Raw genomic sequence first — 19,286 nt, 5'->3', positions numbered from 1 at the left:
TCACACCGCGCACGTCAACCATGCTGTCCAGGCATCAGCCGGCGAAGTTGCGGATGCCGTCCCAGTCCACCAGCGTCCAGCCGGTCATCGGGTTTCCGGTGATCACCACGCGGCCGACGTTGGGCAGCGGATGACTGGTCGCCAGGCTGTCCTTGGCGTTCTTCGTGTTCATCAGCGTCCAGTACTCGATGGCGTACAGATGCGAGAACACCACCGGTTGGTTGTGGCCGCTGTTGTAGATCTTCTGCACGGCCGCGGTGAACCAGTCGTTGAACTCCTTGCCGGTGATCGACCCGGGGATGCGGTCTCCGACGTCGCCGTTGAGCCAGTCCGCCGGTACGTCGAGGGGGCCATCGAGACGGGCTTGCCCTCGTACCAGCCGGCGTTGATCTCTTGGATGCCTTGCAGCACCTCGACTTGCTTGCCGAGTTCGGCGGCCAACGGCGCGGCGGTCTGTTGCGTTCGCACCATGGTGGAGGCGTAGACGGCGTCGTACTTGTTGTGGGCGAGTTGGTGCGCGACCTGTTCGGCCTGCCCCTTGCCCTCCGGGGTCAGGCCCGGGCCCGGCACGTCGGTGTCGATGACGCCGCTGGCGTTGGTCTCGGACTCCGCGTGCCGGACGAACGTCACGGTGATGCTGTGGGCCTGCGGTGACCCGCCGCAGGCGCCGACGATTACCGTTGCGGCCAGCACGGCTACCGCTTTTGAGGCCTTCCTGATCAAGCTGGGATTGCGCATGGCGATAGCCTGCCCCGCCGACGGTGCCGGTGGGAAGGGTTTGCGATGGTTGGGTGGCAGAAAAGCTTGAAGGGAGACTCGTATGGCGATTGACCCGAGTGCCGTCGGTGCGACGACGGAGCCGATGCTGTTCGAATGGACGGACCGGGAGACGCTGCTCTACGCGCTCGGTGTCGGCGCCGGAACTGACGACCTATCGTTCACCACCGAAAACAGCCACGACATCACCCAGCAGGTGCTGCCCACCTATGCGGTGATCTGCTGCCCGGCGTTCGGTGCGGCGGGCAAGATCGGAAAGTTCAACTGGGCCATGCTTTTACACGGGTCGCAGGGCATCCGGCTGCACGCACCGCTGCCGCCGGCGGGCAAGCTGTCCGTGGTCTCCGAGGTCGCGGACATCCAGGACAAGGGCGAGGGCAAGAACGCGATCATCGTGCTGCGCGGCCGCGGCACCGACCCCGACTCGGGGGAGCTGATCGCCGAGACACTCACCACGTTGGTCATCCGGGGCGAGGGCGGGTTCGGGGGAGTGCCGGGTCAGCGGCCGATCGCGCCGGAGTTTCCCGACCGCGAGCCCGATGCCCGGATCGCGCTGCCCACCCGTGCGGACCAGGCGCTGATCTATCGGCTCTCCGGTGACCGCAACCCGCTGCACAGCGACCCGTGGTTCGCCAGGGACATGGCCGGTTTCCCGAAGCCGATCCTGCACGGGCTGTGCACCTACGGGGTGTCGGGCCGCGCGCTGGTCGCCGAGCTGGGCAAGGGCGTGGCCGCCAACGTCACGTCGATAGCGGCGCGATTCACCTCGCCGGTGTTTCCAGGGGAGACGCTGACCACGCTGATCTGGCGGACGGAACCGGGCAAGGCGGTGTTTCGGACGGAGGCTTGTGGCGCCGAAAGCGCGAACGCGCGGATCGTGTTGGACGACGGCGCGGTGGAGTACGCGGAGGCCTAGCCGATGGCTTAGAACCCGGTACGTCGCCCCGGCGCGCAGGCGTTCACTGGTGCGCCTGGCCTGCCGTCCAGCCATGACCTGTCCCGCATTCGGCGGGCTTCGGGGGGATCGCTCGGGCGCTAAGCTAAACAGCTATGTGCTACAGTTAGCACATGTCTACGGTGGGCGTTCGTGAGCTGCGGCAGCGGGCCAGCGAACTCCTCCGTCGGGTCGAGGCCGGCGAGACGATCGAGATCACCGACCGTGGTCGGCCTATCGCCCTTCTCTCGCCGATGCCGGAGGGCGGTCCGTACCAGCAGATGCTGGCAAGCGGCGGGATCGAACGTGCGACGCTTGACTTTGATGACCTTCCCGAGCCGGTCCGACTCAAAACGGGTATCGAGCTGCCGTCCGTGACGCTTGCGCGCCTGCGTGAGCACGAGCGTTGATGGCGGCCATCTACCTGGACTCGTCCGCAATCGTCAAGCTTGCAGTTCGTGAGCCAGAGTCGGATGCGCTGCGTCGCTACCTTCGCACCCGGCTGCCGCGGGTGTCGAGTGCCCTTGCGCGGACGGAGGTCATGCGGGCTCTGCTCCACAAGGGTGAATCAGCCCGAAGAGCCGGACGCCGGGCGCTCGCGAGCCTAGACCTACTACGCATCGACAACCGATTGCTCGATCTTGCTGGTGGGCTGCTGCCAATCGAGCTACGCACCCTCGATGCAATTCACCTGGCGACTGCCCAGCGGCTCGGCATGGATCTTGGCCGGTTGTGCACTTACGACGACCGCATGCGCGACGCCGCCGAGGCGCTCGGCATGGCAGTGATTGCCCCGTCTTGATCGGCTACCTAGGGTGGCGCGTGAGGCGGCCAACGCTTCATGTCCCGGCATGTCGCGCCAACCTCGTGCCACCGCCGAATGGGGACACCGTCGTGCTGGATCACTCGAATGTTGGCACCCTGAGCGCCGTTAGAACCGTTGCCGTCGCTAATTTACGCGGGCGTCACTTAACCGCTGTGCCAACCTTTCGGTGAACTCGGCGGCGCGCGCGGGACTGTCCAACGCAAACAGCGCGGCGGTGGCGCGGTCGCCGTCTTCGCTGTGTCGCACCAGGATCGGGATACCATCATCGCGGACCGCGTCGAACGCGTCCTCGTCGGTGATGTCGTCGCCGAGATAGATGGGCACCAGCGGACGCGCGTCGGCCTCGCGCAGGTGATCGATCACCCAGCGAAGCGTCTTTCCCTTGTCCCAGTCCATGTCCGGACGCAGCTCGATGACTTCGCGACCCGTCGTCACCCGAAGTCCGTCCCGCCGGCCCGCCGCGCGCACCGCCGCGGCAACCTCGCCCACGCGGTCCCGCGCGGCGTTGCGGTAGTGGACCGCAACGCCAAATCGCTTGTGCTCCATCATAACTCCGGGGATCGAGTCGAGCCGGTCGCGCAGCTCGGCGGCGGCCTGTTCGAGCACCGGTGTGGCCGCCGCCGCGGCGTCGTTCTGGTGGTGTGTGCCGTCGGGTGCGGTCAGCTCGAAACCGTGGCTGCCGGCATACCAGATCCCGGGCACACCGAGGCGCTGTGACACGTCGGCGAGGTCGCGGCCGGACAGAACCGCGACCGGGCATTGCGCGGCCAGCTTCCGCAGCGCCTCGACCGCGGCGGCGACGGGCCGGGCCGCGGCGGGATCGTCGACGATGTCCGACAGCGTGCCGTCGAAGTCGAAGAACATATGGCCGGCCTCCGGTCGGTGAGGGCACCGAGGGCCTGCACAGCATCGGGTAGCTGGGACATCCGGTGGTCCCCGGTGCGCACGGCGACCTCATCCAGATCGCCGACCACGGCGTCGGCGCCGACGCGCCGCAGGGCGTCACTTTGCCCTGTTCGGTCGAGGCCGATGACCAACGCGAATCCGCCGTCGCGCGCGGCCTGGACGCAAGCCGCGTTGTCGGTAAGGACGGCGCATCGCCCCGGGCGGACCGACAGCTTGTCTGCTGCCTCACTCAGGGTGTCGCGGACGTTACCGTTCGACGCGAAGACGCCGGTGTCGACGCCGGCTTCGCGCAATCGCCGGGTCAGCGCCTGGGTGCGGTCCAACGCGGTGTCGAACAGCACCGCGTCATGGCGGCGCGGGTCGATGGTGACCGGCATTGACCAACCTTCTCACGGTGTTCAACGCCGGTGAGAGCGGGTCAGTGACGTGCCGGCGTGGGTGCCGACGGTCGCGGCCGCTGCGCCTGGCCCGGAAACGCGCGCGCCGCGCGCGTGCGCCGGCGGTCCTTGCTGAACAGCAACACCGAATCCTGGCTGAGCGCCACCATCCGTGCCATGCCCAGCTCGATACCGGCTGCCAGCTGCTTGACGTCGGCCGTGGCGTCGTATTCGGCGGTGATGCCCGAATACCAATTCGTCGCCGTAGCTGAGCATCGCGACCCCGGTGCTCAGCTGCAAGGCGATCGGGGGGATCGGCAGCAGGCGCTCCATCGTCTGGCCCATCAGCCGCAGCTGATGGCGAGGCCCGGGCGCGTGGTTCGCCAGCGTTACGAGGCCGCGCTGCGGGAGCCTGGGTAACAGTTGTATGAGGTTGCCGCGCAGCATAGTTGGCAGACAATTGATCGCAGACTCCACGATACCGGGCGGAGATTTGTCGGCGTGCTGCGCTTTCCACCGGCTGTGCACGGTCCGCAATTGCTGGACCGGGTCGTCATGCTCGACGGGCAGGTATGGCAGTAGTGCCGAACGTACCGGCATCGGCACCAGGGTGCGCAGCGAGTCCGCCCGCGGTTCTTCGCCGCGGCGTAGCAGAACCCTTCGGAAGCCCTCGGTGATGGCCGCCAGCGCGACATCGTTGACGGTCACACCGAATTTGCGGCACACGCACTCGACGTCGGCAATCGGGACGCGCACCGTGCTGTAGCGCCGCAGGACCGGGTCGACCGAGGGCCGTGCCGTCGGCCAGATCGCCCCGACGAAGTTGCCGGCGAGTGCCCCAGCCCACTCCAGGGGCCAGCCGCGCTTCGAGGCCTGCGGCGGCGAATCATGTTTGTCGCCAACACCGTTCGCGAATGCATCGTGGTCGGCGTCGTCGCAAAGCCGGGTGAGCAGGTGGGCGGCTGAGTTCCCGTCGGCCAAGCCGTGGTGGATCTTCATCAAGATTGCCCACCGGCCGCCTTTCAGGCCCTCGATCACCCAGCACTCCCACGGCGGACGGTCCAGGTCGAGGGGACGCTCCAGGGCGTGGGCGATCGCGCCGGACAGCTGGGCGTCGTCGCCCGGGCGCGGAATCGCCACCCAGCGCACATGATGGGCCAGGTCGAATCCGGGACAGTCGATCCACTCGAAGCTCTGCGTCCGCAGCACCTGTGTGCAGCGCGGTATCGACTGAATCCGTTCCGCCAGCAGCTGTTTCAGCAGTGCGTAATCGGGGACGCCACCATCGACGATGGCGACCGCGCCGATCACCAGGCTGGCGTACTGATCGGGATCTTGAGCTCTCAGGTACGCCGTATCCAGTGTTATCGCTTGCGCCATGCGCAGTCCCCGCCCCTCGTTTCTCGCACTTGTACCAGTATTTGCGCGGGACCTCCGGGGCGGTAGGCCAGGAGCGTTAAGAATGTGTTTAGACCCGTTAAACAGCTCGCCTAAGTCGAACATACTTATTGCTTATCTGCTTAAGTGGACTCGTTTGCTTAAAAAAATTCGTCAAAAGTACTGCCGGGCAGTGGTTTAGCAGTTGCTCGCAGAGTTTGCTCTTGGCCTTCGGCGGCGCCGATGAGGTCGGCTAGTGGGTGGGGATCGGTGTTGACGCTTTGTTGCAGGAGTCGGTAGAAGAGCATTCCGCGGGCTTTTGACCTGCGGCGATTGAATCTGAAGGTGAACTCGTCGAGGTAGTACTGCAGGTGCTCGCGTTCCACGCGGGTGTAGCGGCCATGACAGGAGCGATCGTCGGCGCCCGCGACGGCGTTGAATCCATCCCTGCTCGCTGGCTCGAAGCACTCGAAGACGGCGACCGCGGACGCACCCACGTGAAGCAGCTCGCCGCGCTTCTGCTCAGGTAGCGCGCTCTGCGCCCTACCCCCCCGCTCACCTAGGTGCGTGGGTCGGTATCCACGAGTTGTTGGTGTGTCACGCTGATGGCGACGTGGATGGTCGGGAAAACTGTGTCCATGGATTTGATGACGGCCCAGGATCAGCTGTTTGAGACCGAGTCCGCGCGGCCTCGCTCGTCATCGTCACCGGGCGAGGTTTCGGTGGACAAGACGTTTCGGGCCTATGACCAGGATCAGTCGTTTTTGATGCCGCCGTCGTTGCGGGATTGGTTGCCTGACGATCATCTGGCGTTGTTTGTGTCCGAGTTGGTCGATGAGGTGCTTGATCTGGCAGTGTTTTTCGCCTCCTACAGCGAGGCCCGGGGCTTTCCGCCGTATCACCCGCGGCTGATGCTCAAGCTGCTGCTCTACGGGTACACCAGCGGGGTTCGTTCATCTCGCAAGATCGAAGCCCGTTGCCATGACGATGTGGCGTTTCGGTACCTGGCCGCCAACACCGCACCGGACTTTCGCTCCATCGCCCGCTTTCGGCGCCGTCACCTCGCCGCGCTGGAAGCCCTGTTCCTGCAGGCGCTGACCCTGTGCCAGCAGGCGGGCATGGTCACGATGGGCCGGGTGGCCCTCGATGGCACCAAGGTCAAGGCCAATGCCTCCCGTCACAAGGCGATGAGCTATGACCGGATGTGCGAGGCGGAGCCGGCCCTGCAAACCCAGGTCGAGCAGATCATGCGGGAGGCCGAACGCGTCGATATCGACGAGGACCAGGCCCACGGCCCGGACAATCGTGGCGGTGACCTGCAGGGCGAATTGGCCCGCCGTGAGAGCCGGCTGGCCAAGATCCGCAAGGCCAAGGCCGACCTGGAACAACACGCCAAAGACCAGGCCGCGGACAAGGCCCGGGCAAGGGCGCAAAACGCCGGCCATGATGACGACGCGGCCGCGCGGGCCGCCGAGCAGGCAGCACAGTGCGCGACCGTCAAGCCCAAGGCGCAGCGCAACTTCACCGACCCTGACGCCCAGATCATGAAGACCGCCGACGGCAGCTTCCACTACTGTTACAACGCGCAGGCCGTCGTCGATGAAGAACATCAGGTGATCGTTGCGACCGACTTCGCCGAATCCGGCGCCGACAACCCCGCATTCGGCGAGCTGCTCGCCCAGACCATCACCAACACCGCGACCACACCGCGTCAGACGCTCGCCGACGCCGGCTACTTCAGTGAGAACAACATCGACGCCGCCCACAAGGCGGGCACCGATCCGCTGATCGCGACCGGCCGGCTCGCCCACGGCGAGCAGGTTCCCGACGCGCCACGGGGACGGACACCGAAAAATGCGACACCAAAGGCGCGGATGGCCCGCAAACTTCGCACCAAGAAGGGCAAGGCCGCATATTCGCGGCGCAAGGTGATCGTCGAGCCGGTGTTCGGGCAGATGAAGACCACCCAGGGGGCGAGTCGACTCCTGCTCCGCGGCCACCATCACGCCCGCGCCGAATGGCGCCTGCTCGCCGCCTGCCACAACCTGCGAACCCTCCTACTACAACATTGCAGCGCAGGCTGCGGCCGGCTGAAAGGGTCGTGCGCAGCGAGTTACGGCCACCGATCCGCCATCCCGCGGAATGCGGCCCGCCCGATCACACCACCAGGCCAACAAAACGCCGCCCGATGCCCTCCGTCCAGGACAAATCCACCTGCCGACCCGACAAATCCGTTACCGACCCACGCACCTAGCCGGGGGCAGCAGGAATCAAGATCACTACAAGTCAAGTCCCCACGGAATCAGGGGAACCCCTTCACCCGAGCTGCACGGCGTATTGACGGCAGAGCACCTACGATTGGCCGCTGATCAGCCCGCACCCTACTTTCCCGTGCTGGTGACCGGTGCCGCCGCCTCGGCTCCACCGGCGGCAAGCTCACCCTGGTCCGCAGCACCCACTGTCTTTGACAGGCGAGCACCCAGCCGCTGAAATGCGTCCACCGAGAATGGCTGCATCATACGGCGGTTGACACCAGGGGCGATACGGAGCATGAAATAGCCCAGCCAGGCCTCGGTGCGCACCGGCACGACCGCCAAATCAAACCGTACCGCACGTACGACGGCACGAGCTACGAGGTCCGAGCTCATCGGCGAGACCCTAAACTTCTCGCTAAATTCCTGGAGCTTCTTCGTGAACTGCTTTCCTTGTTCGATCAGGTTCTGATCGACGCCGACTACGATCGCGCGATCAGCGATGTTGGTGTTGATCACACCCGGGCACACGGCGCTGACGCCGATGCCTCTCGGTCCGAGTTCGAGCCGCAAGCACTCGGTCAGCATCTTCACGCCCGCCTTGGACACCGAGTACGGCGCCATCACCGGCGTGGGTGTGAACGCCGCCGCTGACGCGATGTTGACGATGTGGCCACCGCCGCGCTCAACCATCTGGGCGCCGAACACACGACATCCGTGGACGACACCCATTAGGTTCACACCGAGTTGGCGGTCCCAATCCGAGGGACTCAGCTGCAAAAAGTGGCCGCCCACCAAGATACCTGCGTTGTTGACCAATACATCGGTGTAACCGTGATCGGCTAACACATCGCGACCGAACACCGCCCAGGCGTCGGGGTCGGTGACGTCCAACTGCGCCGCCGACGCGCCGAGGCCGTAACCGCGGATCATCGCGGTGGTCGCTTGTGCCGCATCCAGATCGATGTCGGAGACCACGACGTGGGCGCCGAGCTTAGCGAACCTGATCGCTGTCGCCCGGCCAATGCCGCTTCCAGCCCCGGTGACCACCACCAGGCGCGGTCGCAATCGGTTGAACTTCACAGGCTCTCCTTCGTCATGGCCGCGGCTGCGTCCAGAACCGCAACGCCCCTGCTGTATCGGTAGACATCAAGGTTGTAATAGCGGTTCTGCCAGTACATTTCGCCGTGCGTCGACGGCCGAAACGGTGAATCGCCCTGGTTATTAATGTAGTAGGTGTTCGAACCCGCACACGCCGGAGTGAACAGGAAGTTATTCTGTTGGCGCTTCAGGCATTTCCGAAAATACTCGTCGTGGGCTTCCTGACGAATCTCGCAGACCGTTGCACCGCGGCGCTTCGCTTCGGCTATGGCGCGGCTCAGGTGAGCCGATGTCGCTTCGATCATCCACAAGTACGAGCCGAGCACGAATCCGTAGGGCCCGGTGATTGAGAACATGTTCGGAAATCCGGGAACCGAAACACCCTGGTACGACTGGTATCTCTGCTCACTCCAGAACCGCCCGAGATCGACGCCGCCCCGCCCGATGACGGGGAAGGGAGGCACCGCGCCCGCCTCCCACAGCTTGAACCCGGTCGCGCAGATCAACACGTCGATCTCGTGCTCCACGCCGTCCGCCGTCCGTACCCCCTTCTTGGTAATGCACTCGATCGCATCGGTGACCAGGCTGACGTCGTCGCGGTTGAAGGTACGCAAGTAGTCGTTTGACATCGACGGGCGCTTGCAGCCTAACCCGTAGCGTGGGATCAGCTTCTCCCGAACGACCGGGTCATCGATCTGGCGGCGCATCCAGCGGCGGGTAGGAACCTCAAGCATCCGGCGGCTCGCGTTCGTCAGCCACTGTGGACCGACCCACATCCCGGCCATGCCGACCTCGGTTGCGACGGTTCCCACCAGGCGGATACCCGAACGGATTCGCTTACGCCCCAGAACCCACCGGATGGCGGACGTGACCTCCTTGTCAGGTTTTGGGAACACCCATATCGGTGTTCGTTGGAAGACTGTCAAATGTTCGACTTCGTCGACAATGGCCGGGACGACCTGCAGCGCCGTTGCGCCAGTGCCGATGACCGCGACGCGCTTGCCCGCCAGCGCCACGTCATGGTCCCAGAGTGCGGTGTGCATGAGCACACCCCCGAACTCGTCGAGACCCGGGATATCAGGCATCTTCGGGCGTTCGAGGCCACCGACCGCCATGACTACATTTCGGCCGGTAATCTCCTGATCGGCGTCGGTAGTCAATCGCCATAGGCTATTGCGCTCATCGAGCACCGCCGAGGTGATCGTAGTGTTCAGCCGCAACTTTTGAGCTAGGCCGTACTTGTCCACAAGGTCGCTGGCGTAATCGCGAAGCTCGTAACCCGGAGCGAAGATCCGCGACCAATCACCACGCTGCTCGTAGGAAAAGCTGTAGACAAACGAGGGAATATCCACCGCCACACCCGGATAAGTGTTCGCATGCCAGGTGCCGCCCACCTGATCCCACTTGTCGACAATCACGAAGTCGTGAATGCCTCTGCGTTGCAAGGAGATACCAGCACCGATACCGCCGAATCCAGCGCCGACGATCACGACTTCATGGTCTGGAGTGACACGCTCGACAGTCGGTAACTGCTCGATGTCGATCGTTGTACTCAACTTGAACTCATGGCCTTCCTGCTACTTGAGATGACCGACAAGGGCACCGTCGTCGCCGAACAGCTCCTGCCGCCACTGCTGCACCAGCGCGGTCGTGTCGATGTCGTCGGGATGGAAGCCCGGCTTTAGGTACATGCGCAGATCGGCCATCAGCCCCTGCACCAACGGGTCCCGGAACACCGCACGCGTTTGACGCGCCACTTTGATCGGGCGCCATCCCCGCGGATCGGCCAAAATAGACAACAGCACCCCGATCGACACCACCGGGATCGTCAGGATGTACAGCACCGCCATCACCCCGATCCGGAGCCACTCCGGCCCATCGACGGCCCGGTAGACGTCGAACGCCACCGACTTATGTTCCAGCTCTTCCACCGCGTGCCAGTTGAGCAGGTTTCGCACCTCGGGATCGCCAGGAATCTTTTGTATCTCTTCGCCCAGCATGCGCTCAGCCAGTGTCGCGGTGTAGTGCTCGGCCGCCGCCGTGACCGCCAGGGGTACCCGCGCTGGCAGCAGGTTCTCAATTCGCACGATCAACCGGCTCCCGGCGGCTGTCATGCGGGAACATAAACAGCCGGACAATCGGGTAGCCCATCTCGATGAGCTTCTCGTTGAGCCGGCGGTGTTCCTGGCCGTGCACCGACTCCTGGCCAAATGAATCCGGCCACCCGCTTCATCAGTACCGGATCGGTCATCTGATCGGCAAAGCGCCGAACCGACCGGATAAACAACTCCTCACCTGGCGGAAACACGCCGGACAGCAACGCCACAAGGTGGCTGAACACGATATTGCCCTCAACGAAATGGTGGTCCATCGGCTCGGGATCGCCGAACCAAAACCGAATCCGCCGAGCCTTAGGATACGTACTCTCGGCTACTTTTTCGGCTGCTGTTCCGCTTTTCGCAGCCATTGCCTGACTAGCTACCATGGCAATCCCTTTTGTTGTGGATGTTCGCAATCACTTCAGGTAGCCGACGAGTTCTCCGTCGGTGCCGAAGAGTTCCTCTTGCCAGTGCTCCAACAACGCGTTCGTGTCGATGTCGTCAGGATGGAATCCCGGTCGCAGATATTTCGTAAGGTCTGGGATCAAACCCCGGAAGATGGGGCCACGGTACAGCCGATAGGCCTCCCGTATCACCCGTAGCGGCTGACGACGCCCATCCGGGTCGTGCGCCAGCGAGTAAACCAATGTGACGGCTATGAGGAGAAGCAGGGTCGGAATCATCACGGCCATCACACTCCTGCGCATCCGCTCCGTACCTCCCGCCACCGTGCGGAAGACATCGAATGCGACCGATTTGTGCTCAAGTTCCTCCACGGCATGCCAGTTCAGCACGTTCCACACCTGCAACTCGCCCGGAATCGCCTGGATTTCCTCTTCGCCCAGCGTGCGCTCAGCAAGTACGGCGGTGAAGTGTTCTGCAGCTGCTGTTACCGCCAGGGGTAGCCGCGCAGGCAGCCGCTCCTCCAGTCGCTTGACCCAGTCGTTAAACTTCTTCGAATCCCACCAAGCGATCGGGTAACCCATGTCGATGAGTTTCTCGTTCAGCAGGCGGTGTTGCTGTCCGTGGACCGATTCCTGGCCGATGAAGCCCGCCACCCGTTTCTTCAACGTGGGATCGGTGACCTGACCGGAAAATAGACCCAGGTGACCGGACGCGGCGGAGCCACCCGGCGCAGCCGGGTGTTCTTTCTCGCAGTTGTCGGGTTGTGTTGTGGGAGTTGGCCGGTGTCAGGCGACGGGTTCGAGGGTGACGCGATAGCCCAGGGCTGCGAGCTGCGCGACGTGGTTACGGGTCCGGCGTTCGGTGTTGATGCGGGTCGCGTGGTAGTCGGCACCGAGATCGTGGAAACGGGCCGTGGGGTCGTGCAGCAGGTTCCAGATGATGACCAGGATGGATCGGGCAACAGCGACGAGGGCCTTGAGCTTGCCGCGGCGTTTGACGATGCGCCGATAGCGTTCACCGAGGAAGGTGTTGGTCTTGGCAGCGGCTGTCGCGGCTTCGCCGAGAGCACCTTTCAGATATGGGTTGCCTTTGCCCGCCTTGCCCGAACGTTGCACCGGACCGGACTGGATGGTGCGTGGACACAGTTTTGCCCACGACACCAGGTGTCCGGCCGTGGGGAACCGGCTCATGTCGAGCCCGATCTCGGCGAGAATGATCTGCGCGTTCACCGGGCCGACGCCGGGAATCTCATCGAGTCGGTCGATCGTGGTCAACTCGCCGGCTTTGCGCGAAGCGGGGTTTGCTCCGCCGGTGGCGTCCCCACCGTTGACAGGTTCGGGCTCCATTGCAGCCAACAGTTGGTCGATGCGGGTGGTGAGCCTGCCGATCTTGGCGTCCAGCGCGTCGATCTGATCGAGCAGCATCTGGGCAAGTTCGGCGTGGTGATCGTCGAATCTGCCGGTCAGCGCCTCGACCAGAGCGGCTTGCTTGGGTCTCATCTTGCCGCGCGCCAGCCCGGCCAGCCGGCGCGGGTCCCGCTCGCCAGCGATCAGCGCCTTGAGCATGTCGCGCACCGACAGGGTGTCCAGAGTCGAGGCCACCGACGACACCTTGATCAGCGCGTCCTCGAGCAGCTTCTCGATCCGTTGCCAGTACCGGGAACGTTCGCGAGTCATATCGATCCGTAACCGGGTGTAGTCGCGTAACTCGCGGATCGGCGCCGGCGGCACGAAACTTGGCCGCAGCAGACCTTTCTCGGTGAGCTTGGCTAGCCAGACCGCGTCGAGTTTGTCGGTTTTGGGCCGACCGGGCACGTTCTTCACGTCGCGGGCGTTGACCAGCTGCACGTCGAGCCCGGCCGCCTCCAGCAGGTAGTACCAGATCCGCCAGTAATCCGACGTGGACTCCACAGTGACCTTCTCAATCCGCTCGTCAACGAGGTAGTCGGTCAACTCACCGACTGCGCCGGACGTGGCGGCCACGTCCCACACTTTGCTGACCCGCCTGCCCGCGCGGCTGCCCACACGCACGCACACCTTGCCCGAGGCCTTGGCTACATCGATCGCGCACACACGCTCGATCACCAACTCATGCTCGGTGTCAGCAATCTCCTCCGGCTGCTGCTGCTTCAACTCGCTTGCCCTCCATCAACATCGACGCTCTCAACAAGGCGGGCCGCCCGGGGGCCTCGGTTCAGGGAATCGAAATTCTGACCGGCGTGCTCGAAGCAACAGTGCGTGACCCTTCCAGGTCGGGCCCCGGCACCAGGCTCATCAACAGGCTCACAAAACCCAAGTTAACGTCGGCGTCGGCAGGCAACCCGACCCCCATTTTCACGCCTGCGAGGCGTCACCCGAAGGGAAACAGGGGGCTCATCTGAGAATCGACGCACCGACCGAATAAACAACTCCTCCCCTGACGGGAACGCACCCGATAGGTTCGCCACGAAGTGGCTGAACACGATGTCGTCGTTGACGAAGTACTTGCCGTGTGTGCCGCCGTCGCCGCCAAACGGAAAGCTTATCCGTCGGGTCCTCGGATAACGGGATCCAGCGCTCGCTGCGGTCACCGACTTTGCCTCTTGCCTTGCGTGGTCACTCGCCATGAATGCTAGCCCCTTCCTTGAACGTGTGACGTGTAGTTCCAGGTACCAATAGTACTAGGTGTTGGAACCACGCTACTGCGGATCCACGAGGTCGGCAAGCATCCGGCAAGCATCACGAAAAGTGCCCGCGAAACGCCCTCGGTGCATCACGTAAGAATGCCCGCGAAACGGTGATCCCCGCCAGGCATGGAGAGTGGGCTGTCGATGTCGTCTCGTGCCGAGATCACCGCGAAGTTCGCCAAGGCGTATGTGAAGGCGTCGAAGGCGAATAAGGGGCAGATTCTGGATCAGGTGGTGGAGGTCACCGGCTGGTCGCGTGACAATGCTCGGCGCCGGTTGACGGCCGCGGCCCGGCCGCCGGGAGCGGGCCGGCAGGTCGCCAAACGACCTCGCCGGCAGCGCAAGCCGAAGTATTCCTATGACGCGCTGAAGGTGCTGGGCCACTGGAGCGAACGGCGACGTGCAGTGTCGGTTTGTCGTCGTCTGACTCGTCTGGGCGGGAGACTTGATCCCACATGGTGTCGATCATCGGTTGCAGGAAGAGCTGTCCCAGCTGTCGGACCATGATGTCGATGATCTGGGTGGATCCGCTTCGCTCCGCATTTGCGATACCGGCGTCGCGGGCTTTGATGAGCTCCGTTCGGGTCAGCTCTGTCAATCGCTGGAGCAGTTGGCCTTTAGACCCTGCGGGGTCCAGTAGCGCGCGGCGCAGATAGTTGACGACGGCTGGGTTCGATTCGAGCATCTCCTTCACAGCCACGTCACGCGCCGTGGCGACTTGTCTTGGTGTTCCATCAACGGGGACCTGCGCGATCGTCTGCGCGAAGTAGTCGACGACGAGTTGTTCAACGGCGCGGCGGATTCCGTCCTTGGTCTTGAAGTGGTGGACAACCAGCCCGACCGTGACGCCGGCTCTCGAGGCGATATTTCGCATCGACGTGCGGTCCTCCCCGAACTCCGCGAACAGGTCCATCGCGGCGTTGCGAATGCGCGCCTTCGCGGTCAGGTCGTCTGCGCCTGCGCGTGGATCGGCGAACGGTCCCATGCGTCTCCTTCGTTCCGGGCAAGTGTACAGTGAACATCACTTCTTGTACAGATAGGAAGCTTCCTGTACAGTCGTACGGTATCAATTGAAGGACCACATGGTGCAGGGCAGTCTGAACGGCGTTCGCATCGTGTCGCTTGCGGTGAACATCCCGGGCCCGCTCGCGGCGGCACGGCTGGCGCGCTTCGGCGCGTCGGTAACAAAGGTGGAGCCCCCTACCGGAGATCCCTTGGCCGCGGTCGCGCCCGGCTGGTACGCAGAGCTCGCCAGCAAGCAGACGGTCTTGGTTCTGGACCTCAAGGACGCCGGCGACCGCGCCAAGCTGGACGTCGAGCTGACTTCCGCCGATGTGTTGCTCACCGCCATGCGCCCTTCGGCGCTACGCAGGCTCGGGCTCGACGACGCGCATGTCAGGTATCCGGGGCTCTGTCACGTCGAAATCGTGGGCTACGACGGTGACCTCGAGGAGCGTCCTGGCCACGACCTGACCTATCAGGCCACGCACGGCACCCTGCAGCCCCCGTTGATGCCGGCGGTTCCGGTCGTGGACCTCCTGGGTGCCGAACGTGCCGTGTCCGGGGCCCTGTTGGCGCTGCTTGATAGGCCGAATTCCGGTGCCGGCCAACACGTCCGGATCGTACTGGCGGACGCCGCAGCCGACGCCGGCGCAGCCGTGCGGTACGGCGTCGCAGGGCCCGGCGACCCGCTCGGTGGCGCGACTCCGACCTACGGGATCTACGCCAGTGCCGACGGCTATATCGCCCTGGGCGCAATCGAACCGCATTTCCAGAAGCGGACCCTCGAGGTCCTGGGCGCAGCAGATACCCACGAGGATCTCGCACGAGTCTTTGCCGGACAAAGCACGCGCCACTGGGAAGAAGTCGCCGAGACGGTTGACATCCCCATCGTTGGAATTCGTACACCGGAACAAGGAGGAGTGGAACATTGAACGCGCGCGAAGCAGTGATTGTCGGGGCGGTGCGCACGCCGGTGGGTAAACGAGGTGGCGCTTTGAGCCGGTGGCATCCGGCCGACTTGCTCGGTCACACCTTGCGAAACCTGGTGGAGCGCAGTGCGATCGATGCCAAAGACATCGATGACGTCATCGTCGGCTGTGCGATGCAGCATGAGCACCAGTCCGGAAATATCGGGCGGCACGCGGTGCTGGCTGCGGGTCTACCCGAATCGGTGCCGGCGGTCACCATTGATCGCCAATGCGGGTCCGGTCAGCAGGCGGTCAACTTCGCTGCATTCGGCGTCACCGCGGGCATCTACGAGCTGGCGATTGGGTGCGGTGTGGAGTCGATGTCGCAGGTGCCGATGCCTGCGTCGTTCATGCCGGGCGCGCCGCTCGGTCCGCAGTACTCGCCCGTGGAGTTGGCCCGCTACGACGACAACTTGGTGGCGCAAGGGGCGGCGTCGGAGTTGCTGAACTCCAAGTTCGGTATTTCTCGCGAGGAACTCGACGAATTCAGTATCCGAAGCCATGAGCGAGCATTCGCCGCGACCCGGGCGAAAAAGTTTCGCGCGCAGTTGGTGCCGATCACCGTCGATCCGCTGGATCCGTCGGCGGCGCCCGTCAGTGCCGACGAAGGAATCCGTGAGCAGTTGGATCCGGCGAAGATCGCGTCGCTGGAGCCTGTTTTCGCGGCCGACGGCCGCACAACCGCGGCCAATTCTTCCCAGATCAGCGACGGGGCAGCGGCGTTGCTGATCGCCGAGCGTGGCTACGCAGAACGCAGCGGGCTGGTTTCGCGGGCGCGGTTCCTGGCGATGACGGTCGCCGCGGCGGACCCGGTACTGCAGTTCACCGCGGTACTGGACGCCACCCACAGGGCGCTCGAGCGCGCCAACCTGAGTGTCAGCGACATCGACTTGTTCGAGGTCAACGAGGCCTTCGCCGGGGTGCCGCTGATGGTGCAACGCGAGTTCGGCATTCCCGATGACAAGCTCAACGTCAACGGAGGCTCGGTCGCAATCGGGCATCCGCTCGGGTCGACCGGGGCCCGCATGCTCACCGATCTGCTGTGCGAACTCGAGCGCACCGGACAGCGCTACGGCCTGCAGACCATCTGCGAGGCCGGCGGAACCGCCAACACCACCATCATCGAACGAATCTAAGGCACAGACATGGTCAGGGAAATCGTGAAGGGCGTGCCGTCGACGCACGGCGACCACTACCAGCTCAACACCACCAACCTGATCAGACATGCGGCGCGCACCTATCCCGAGCAAGAGGTCGTCTACCGCACCACGGAGGGCGACTGGCAGCGGTACACCTACGCAGACTTGTACGTTCGGGTCAAGCGGGCGGCGAACGCGCTCAGAGGAATAGGGATCGGCCCGGCCGACACAGTCGGAGTGCTCGACTGGAACAGCAAGCGGCACTTTGAGCTCAGCTGGGCCATTCCCGGCATCGCCGCGGTGATGCTGCAGATGAATCTGCGGCTGGCCACCGAAGACCTGAGCTACGTCACTGACCACGCCGAGGCGCAATGGATCCTGGTCGACGAGACACTCCTTCCGGTCGCCGAGGCGTTGGCTCCACACGTGCCGAAGGTCAAGGGCTGGATCGTAATGTCGGATAAGCCGCTCACCGAGATCGACACCACGCTGGAAAACGTCTTTCACCTCGAGGACCTGATGGCCGAGTCCGACACCGAGATCGACTGGCGGGTCATCGACGAAACCTCTGCTTACAGCGCGTGTTACACATCGGGAACGACGGGTCGGCCGAAGGGCGTCTACTACTCGCATCGTGGCAGCTACCTACACGCGATGGCGATGGCAGCAGCGATCAATCTCCGTCGCGAGGACACCGCGATGCTCATCACCCCGATGTTTCACGGCCAGTCGTGGGGGCTTCCGCACACCGCGATGTGGACCGCGGCGAAGGTGATCCTACCCGGCCGCTACCTGGCCGAGAACACGCAAATGCTCGTCGACGTGATGATCGCGGAGAATGTGACCGTCGCGAACGGCGCACCGGCGATTTTCCAGCCGATGCTGGACTACATCAAGACCCTTGCTGTGAAGCCAGATTTCAGCAGGACGAGACTGCTGTCCGGTGCGACCGAGCCGGCGAAGTCGCTGATGCGCGATTTCCACGAGCTCACCGGCGCCGATTTTGTGCAGGGCTACGGTGCGACCGAGACGACGCCGCTGATCACGATGAACATGGGCATCAAACCGTCCCTGCAGGGCACGATCACCGACGACGAGAAATGGGATTTCAAGCGTTTTCAAGGGCTGCCCGCTTCCGGTATCGACATCCGGATCGTCGACGACAACGGCAATGACCTGCCGCACGACGGTAAGAGTGTCGGCGAGGTACTGATGCGTGGGCCCTGGGTCATCGAGCGATACCACCAGCTCGACGACGACGACAACGCCGACCGCTTCCTCGACGGTTACTGGCGCAGCGGCGATGTCGGCACAATCTACCCGAACGGGTATCTCAAGCTCACCGACCGCCTCAAGGACGTAGTCAAGAGCGGCGGTGAATGGATTTCCTCTATCGATATGGAGAACGCCATCGTCGGACATCCGCTGGTGAAGGAGGCCGCGGTTGTGGGGATCAGCCATCCGAAGTGGCAGGAACGTCCGCTGGCCATCGTCGTGCCCGTCGAAGGTGGCGTGCTGACCCGCGATGACATCGTCGGTTGTCTGCAGGGGCAGTTCGCCAAGTGGCAGATGCCCGACGCGGTTCTCTTCGTCGAGGCGTTGCCGCGCACCAGTGTCGGCAAATTGGACAAGAAGATCCTGCGGGCCGAACACGCCGACGTTTACCGGGATGCGGTCACGTGAACAAACAAATTTTGCGATCGACTCGCGACGGTGCGGTGGCCCTGCTGGAGATCAATCGCCCGAAGTCGAAGAACAGCCTCAACGACGAGCTGTTGGGCGCGATGGGGGCCGAGCTGGCGGCGTTGCGGTCCGACACGGCCGTGTTGGCCGTGGTCATCGCGGGCGCCCACGGCATGTTCTGCGCCGGCGCCGACATCACGGCGTTCGACGAGATCCGGGCCCGGCCACTGGTCACCGGAGAGTCCAATGAGAGCTTCTGGTCGATACTGGCTGCGTTTCCGAAGCCGGTCATCGCCGCGGTCGAGACATACGCACTCGGGGGCGGCTGTGAGCTGGCGTTGGCCTGCGACATTGTCATCGCCGGCGAGTCGGGCCAATTCGGACTTCCCGAGGTGAAGATCGGCGCAATCCCTGGCGCTGGCGGAACTCAACGCCTCATTCGGGCGATCGGCAAATCCAAGGCTATGGCAATGCTTTTGACGGGCGATTCCATCAAGGCCCAGGAGGCGTGCGATGCAGGGTTGGTAGCCGAAGTCGTCGCCGACGGCGAGGCCGTGCCACGGGCGCTGGCGATGGCGCAACGGATCGCGACGAACTCCCCGCTAGCGGTGGCGCTGGCCAAGGATGCCGCTGTGCACGCGTTTCAGACATCACTGACGCAGGGACTCGAACACGAGAAACGGAATTTCTACGTGGCGGTGCATTCCGCCGACAGTCACGAGGGCCAGGCGGCATTCCTCGCCAAGCGCGCGCCCCAGTTCACCGGAAAGTAGGT

At 64.0% G+C, this 19,286-nt stretch carries 11 protein-coding genes and 8 pseudogenes; 8 read left to right on the top strand and 11 right to left on the bottom strand.

The features are described 5' to 3' along the window. Positions 1 to 34: 34 nt before the first annotated feature. Positions 35 to 738, bottom strand: a pseudogene (locus tag I2456_RS23520) (histidine phosphatase family protein). Positions 739 to 820: 82 nt separating this feature from the next. Here I2456_RS23520 and I2456_RS23515 point away from each other — a divergent pair. From I2456_RS23515 to I2456_RS23505, 3 genes are all read left to right on the top strand, one after another. Beyond that, on the top strand, positions 821 to 1,693 hold the full coding sequence (locus I2456_RS23515; protein ID WP_007168405.1) for a MaoC/PaaZ C-terminal domain-containing protein: 873 nt from the start codon (positions 821 to 823) through the stop codon (positions 1,691 to 1,693). 152 nt (positions 1,694 to 1,845) lie between these two features. Continuing rightward, complete coding sequence (locus I2456_RS23510; RefSeq protein ID WP_007168406.1) at positions 1,846 to 2,121, top strand: type II toxin-antitoxin system Phd/YefM family antitoxin; 276 nt, start codon at positions 1,846 to 1,848, stop codon at positions 2,119 to 2,121. After that, a complete protein-coding gene (locus I2456_RS23505; RefSeq protein ID WP_007168407.1) occupies positions 2,121 to 2,513 on the top strand; it encodes a type II toxin-antitoxin system VapC family toxin in 393 nt (130 codons plus the stop codon). Before I2456_RS23510 ends, I2456_RS23505 begins: the two co-directional genes overlap by 1 nt. Before the next feature lie 147 nt (positions 2,514 to 2,660). Here I2456_RS23505 and otsB read toward each other — a convergent pair. The 3 pseudogenes from otsB to I2456_RS28730 all read right to left on the bottom strand — a co-directional run. Next, a pseudogene (gene otsB / locus I2456_RS23500) lies at positions 2,661 to 3,820 on the bottom strand (trehalose-phosphatase). A gap of 41 nt (positions 3,821 to 3,861) precedes the next feature. Further along, positions 3,862 to 5,200 (bottom strand): annotated as a pseudogene (locus I2456_RS23495) (wax ester/triacylglycerol synthase domain-containing protein). Positions 5,201 to 5,358: 158 nt separating this feature from the next. Beyond that, positions 5,359 to 5,586 (bottom strand): annotated as a pseudogene (locus tag I2456_RS28730) (IS1595 family transposase); the annotation flags it as partial. A 333-nt stretch (positions 5,587 to 5,919) separates the two neighbouring features. Between I2456_RS28730 and I2456_RS23485 the strand changes: the two are divergent. Beyond that, positions 5,920 to 7,278: pseudogene (locus I2456_RS23485) on the top strand (IS1182 family transposase); the annotation flags it as partial. Between the two features lie 300 nt (positions 7,279 to 7,578). On the opposite strand, the gene I2456_RS23480 reads toward I2456_RS23485, so the two are convergent. The 7 genes and pseudogenes from I2456_RS23480 to I2456_RS23450 form a co-directional block, all read right to left on the bottom strand. Next, positions 7,579 to 8,532, bottom strand: coding sequence for an SDR family NAD(P)-dependent oxidoreductase (locus I2456_RS23480; protein WP_007168413.1), 954 nt, complete (start codon positions 8,530 to 8,532; stop codon positions 7,579 to 7,581). Then, positions 8,529 to 10,106, bottom strand: a complete 1,578-nt coding sequence (locus tag I2456_RS23475; protein WP_007168414.1) for a flavin-containing monooxygenase — start codon at positions 10,104 to 10,106, stop codon at positions 8,529 to 8,531. Before I2456_RS23475 ends, I2456_RS23480 begins: the two co-directional genes overlap by 4 nt. 21 nt (positions 10,107 to 10,127) lie before the next feature. After that, a pseudogene (locus tag I2456_RS23470) lies at positions 10,128 to 11,017 on the bottom strand (metal-dependent hydrolase). A 48-nt stretch (positions 11,018 to 11,065) separates the two neighbouring features. Continuing rightward, positions 11,066 to 11,719: a metal-dependent hydrolase gene (locus I2456_RS23465; RefSeq protein WP_230487606.1), complete on the bottom strand. Its 654-nt coding sequence runs from the start codon at positions 11,717 to 11,719 to the stop codon at positions 11,066 to 11,068. Between the two features lie 120 nt (positions 11,720 to 11,839). Next, entirely contained in the window at positions 11,840 to 13,186 is a 1,347-nt protein-coding gene (locus I2456_RS23460; RefSeq protein ID WP_007168418.1) for an IS110 family RNA-guided transposase, read from the bottom strand. 239 nt (positions 13,187 to 13,425) lie between these two features. After that, positions 13,426 to 13,659: pseudogene (locus I2456_RS29040) on the bottom strand (metal-dependent hydrolase); the annotation flags it as partial. A gap of 445 nt (positions 13,660 to 14,104) precedes the next feature. Then, positions 14,105 to 14,704, bottom strand: a pseudogene (locus I2456_RS23450) (TetR/AcrR family transcriptional regulator); the annotation flags it as partial. Between the two features lie 97 nt (positions 14,705 to 14,801). Between I2456_RS23450 and I2456_RS23445 the strand changes: the two are divergent. Genes I2456_RS23445 through I2456_RS23430 form a run of 4 tightly spaced genes read left to right on the top strand, consistent with a single transcriptional unit; the run spans position 14,802 to position 19,284 of the window. After that, entirely contained in the window at positions 14,802 to 15,653 is an 852-nt protein-coding gene (locus I2456_RS23445) for a CoA transferase (RefSeq protein WP_007168421.1), read from the top strand. After that, complete coding sequence (locus I2456_RS23440; RefSeq protein ID WP_019732177.1) at positions 15,650 to 16,825, top strand: thiolase family protein; 1,176 nt, start codon at positions 15,650 to 15,652, stop codon at positions 16,823 to 16,825. Before I2456_RS23445 ends, I2456_RS23440 begins: the two co-directional genes overlap by 4 nt. Positions 16,826 to 16,834: 9 nt before the next feature. Beyond that, positions 16,835 to 18,511 (top strand): long-chain-fatty-acid--CoA ligase, encoded by a 1,677-nt coding sequence (locus tag I2456_RS23435; RefSeq protein ID WP_007168424.1) that lies wholly within the window; start codon positions 16,835 to 16,837, stop codon positions 18,509 to 18,511. After that, the gene (locus I2456_RS23430) at positions 18,508 to 19,284 is read left to right on the top strand and encodes an enoyl-CoA hydratase/isomerase family protein (protein ID WP_007168425.1); all 777 of its coding nucleotides are present in this window, start codon (positions 18,508 to 18,510) and stop codon (positions 19,282 to 19,284) included. Before I2456_RS23435 ends, I2456_RS23430 begins: the two co-directional genes overlap by 4 nt. Positions 19,285 to 19,286 lie beyond the last annotated feature (2 nt).

This window comes from Mycobacterium kubicae, from assembly GCF_015689175.1.
GTDB classification, from domain to species: domain Bacteria; phylum Actinomycetota; class Actinomycetes; order Mycobacteriales; family Mycobacteriaceae; genus Mycobacterium; species Mycobacterium kubicae.
This window is presented reverse-complemented; position numbering and strand designations above follow the sequence as displayed.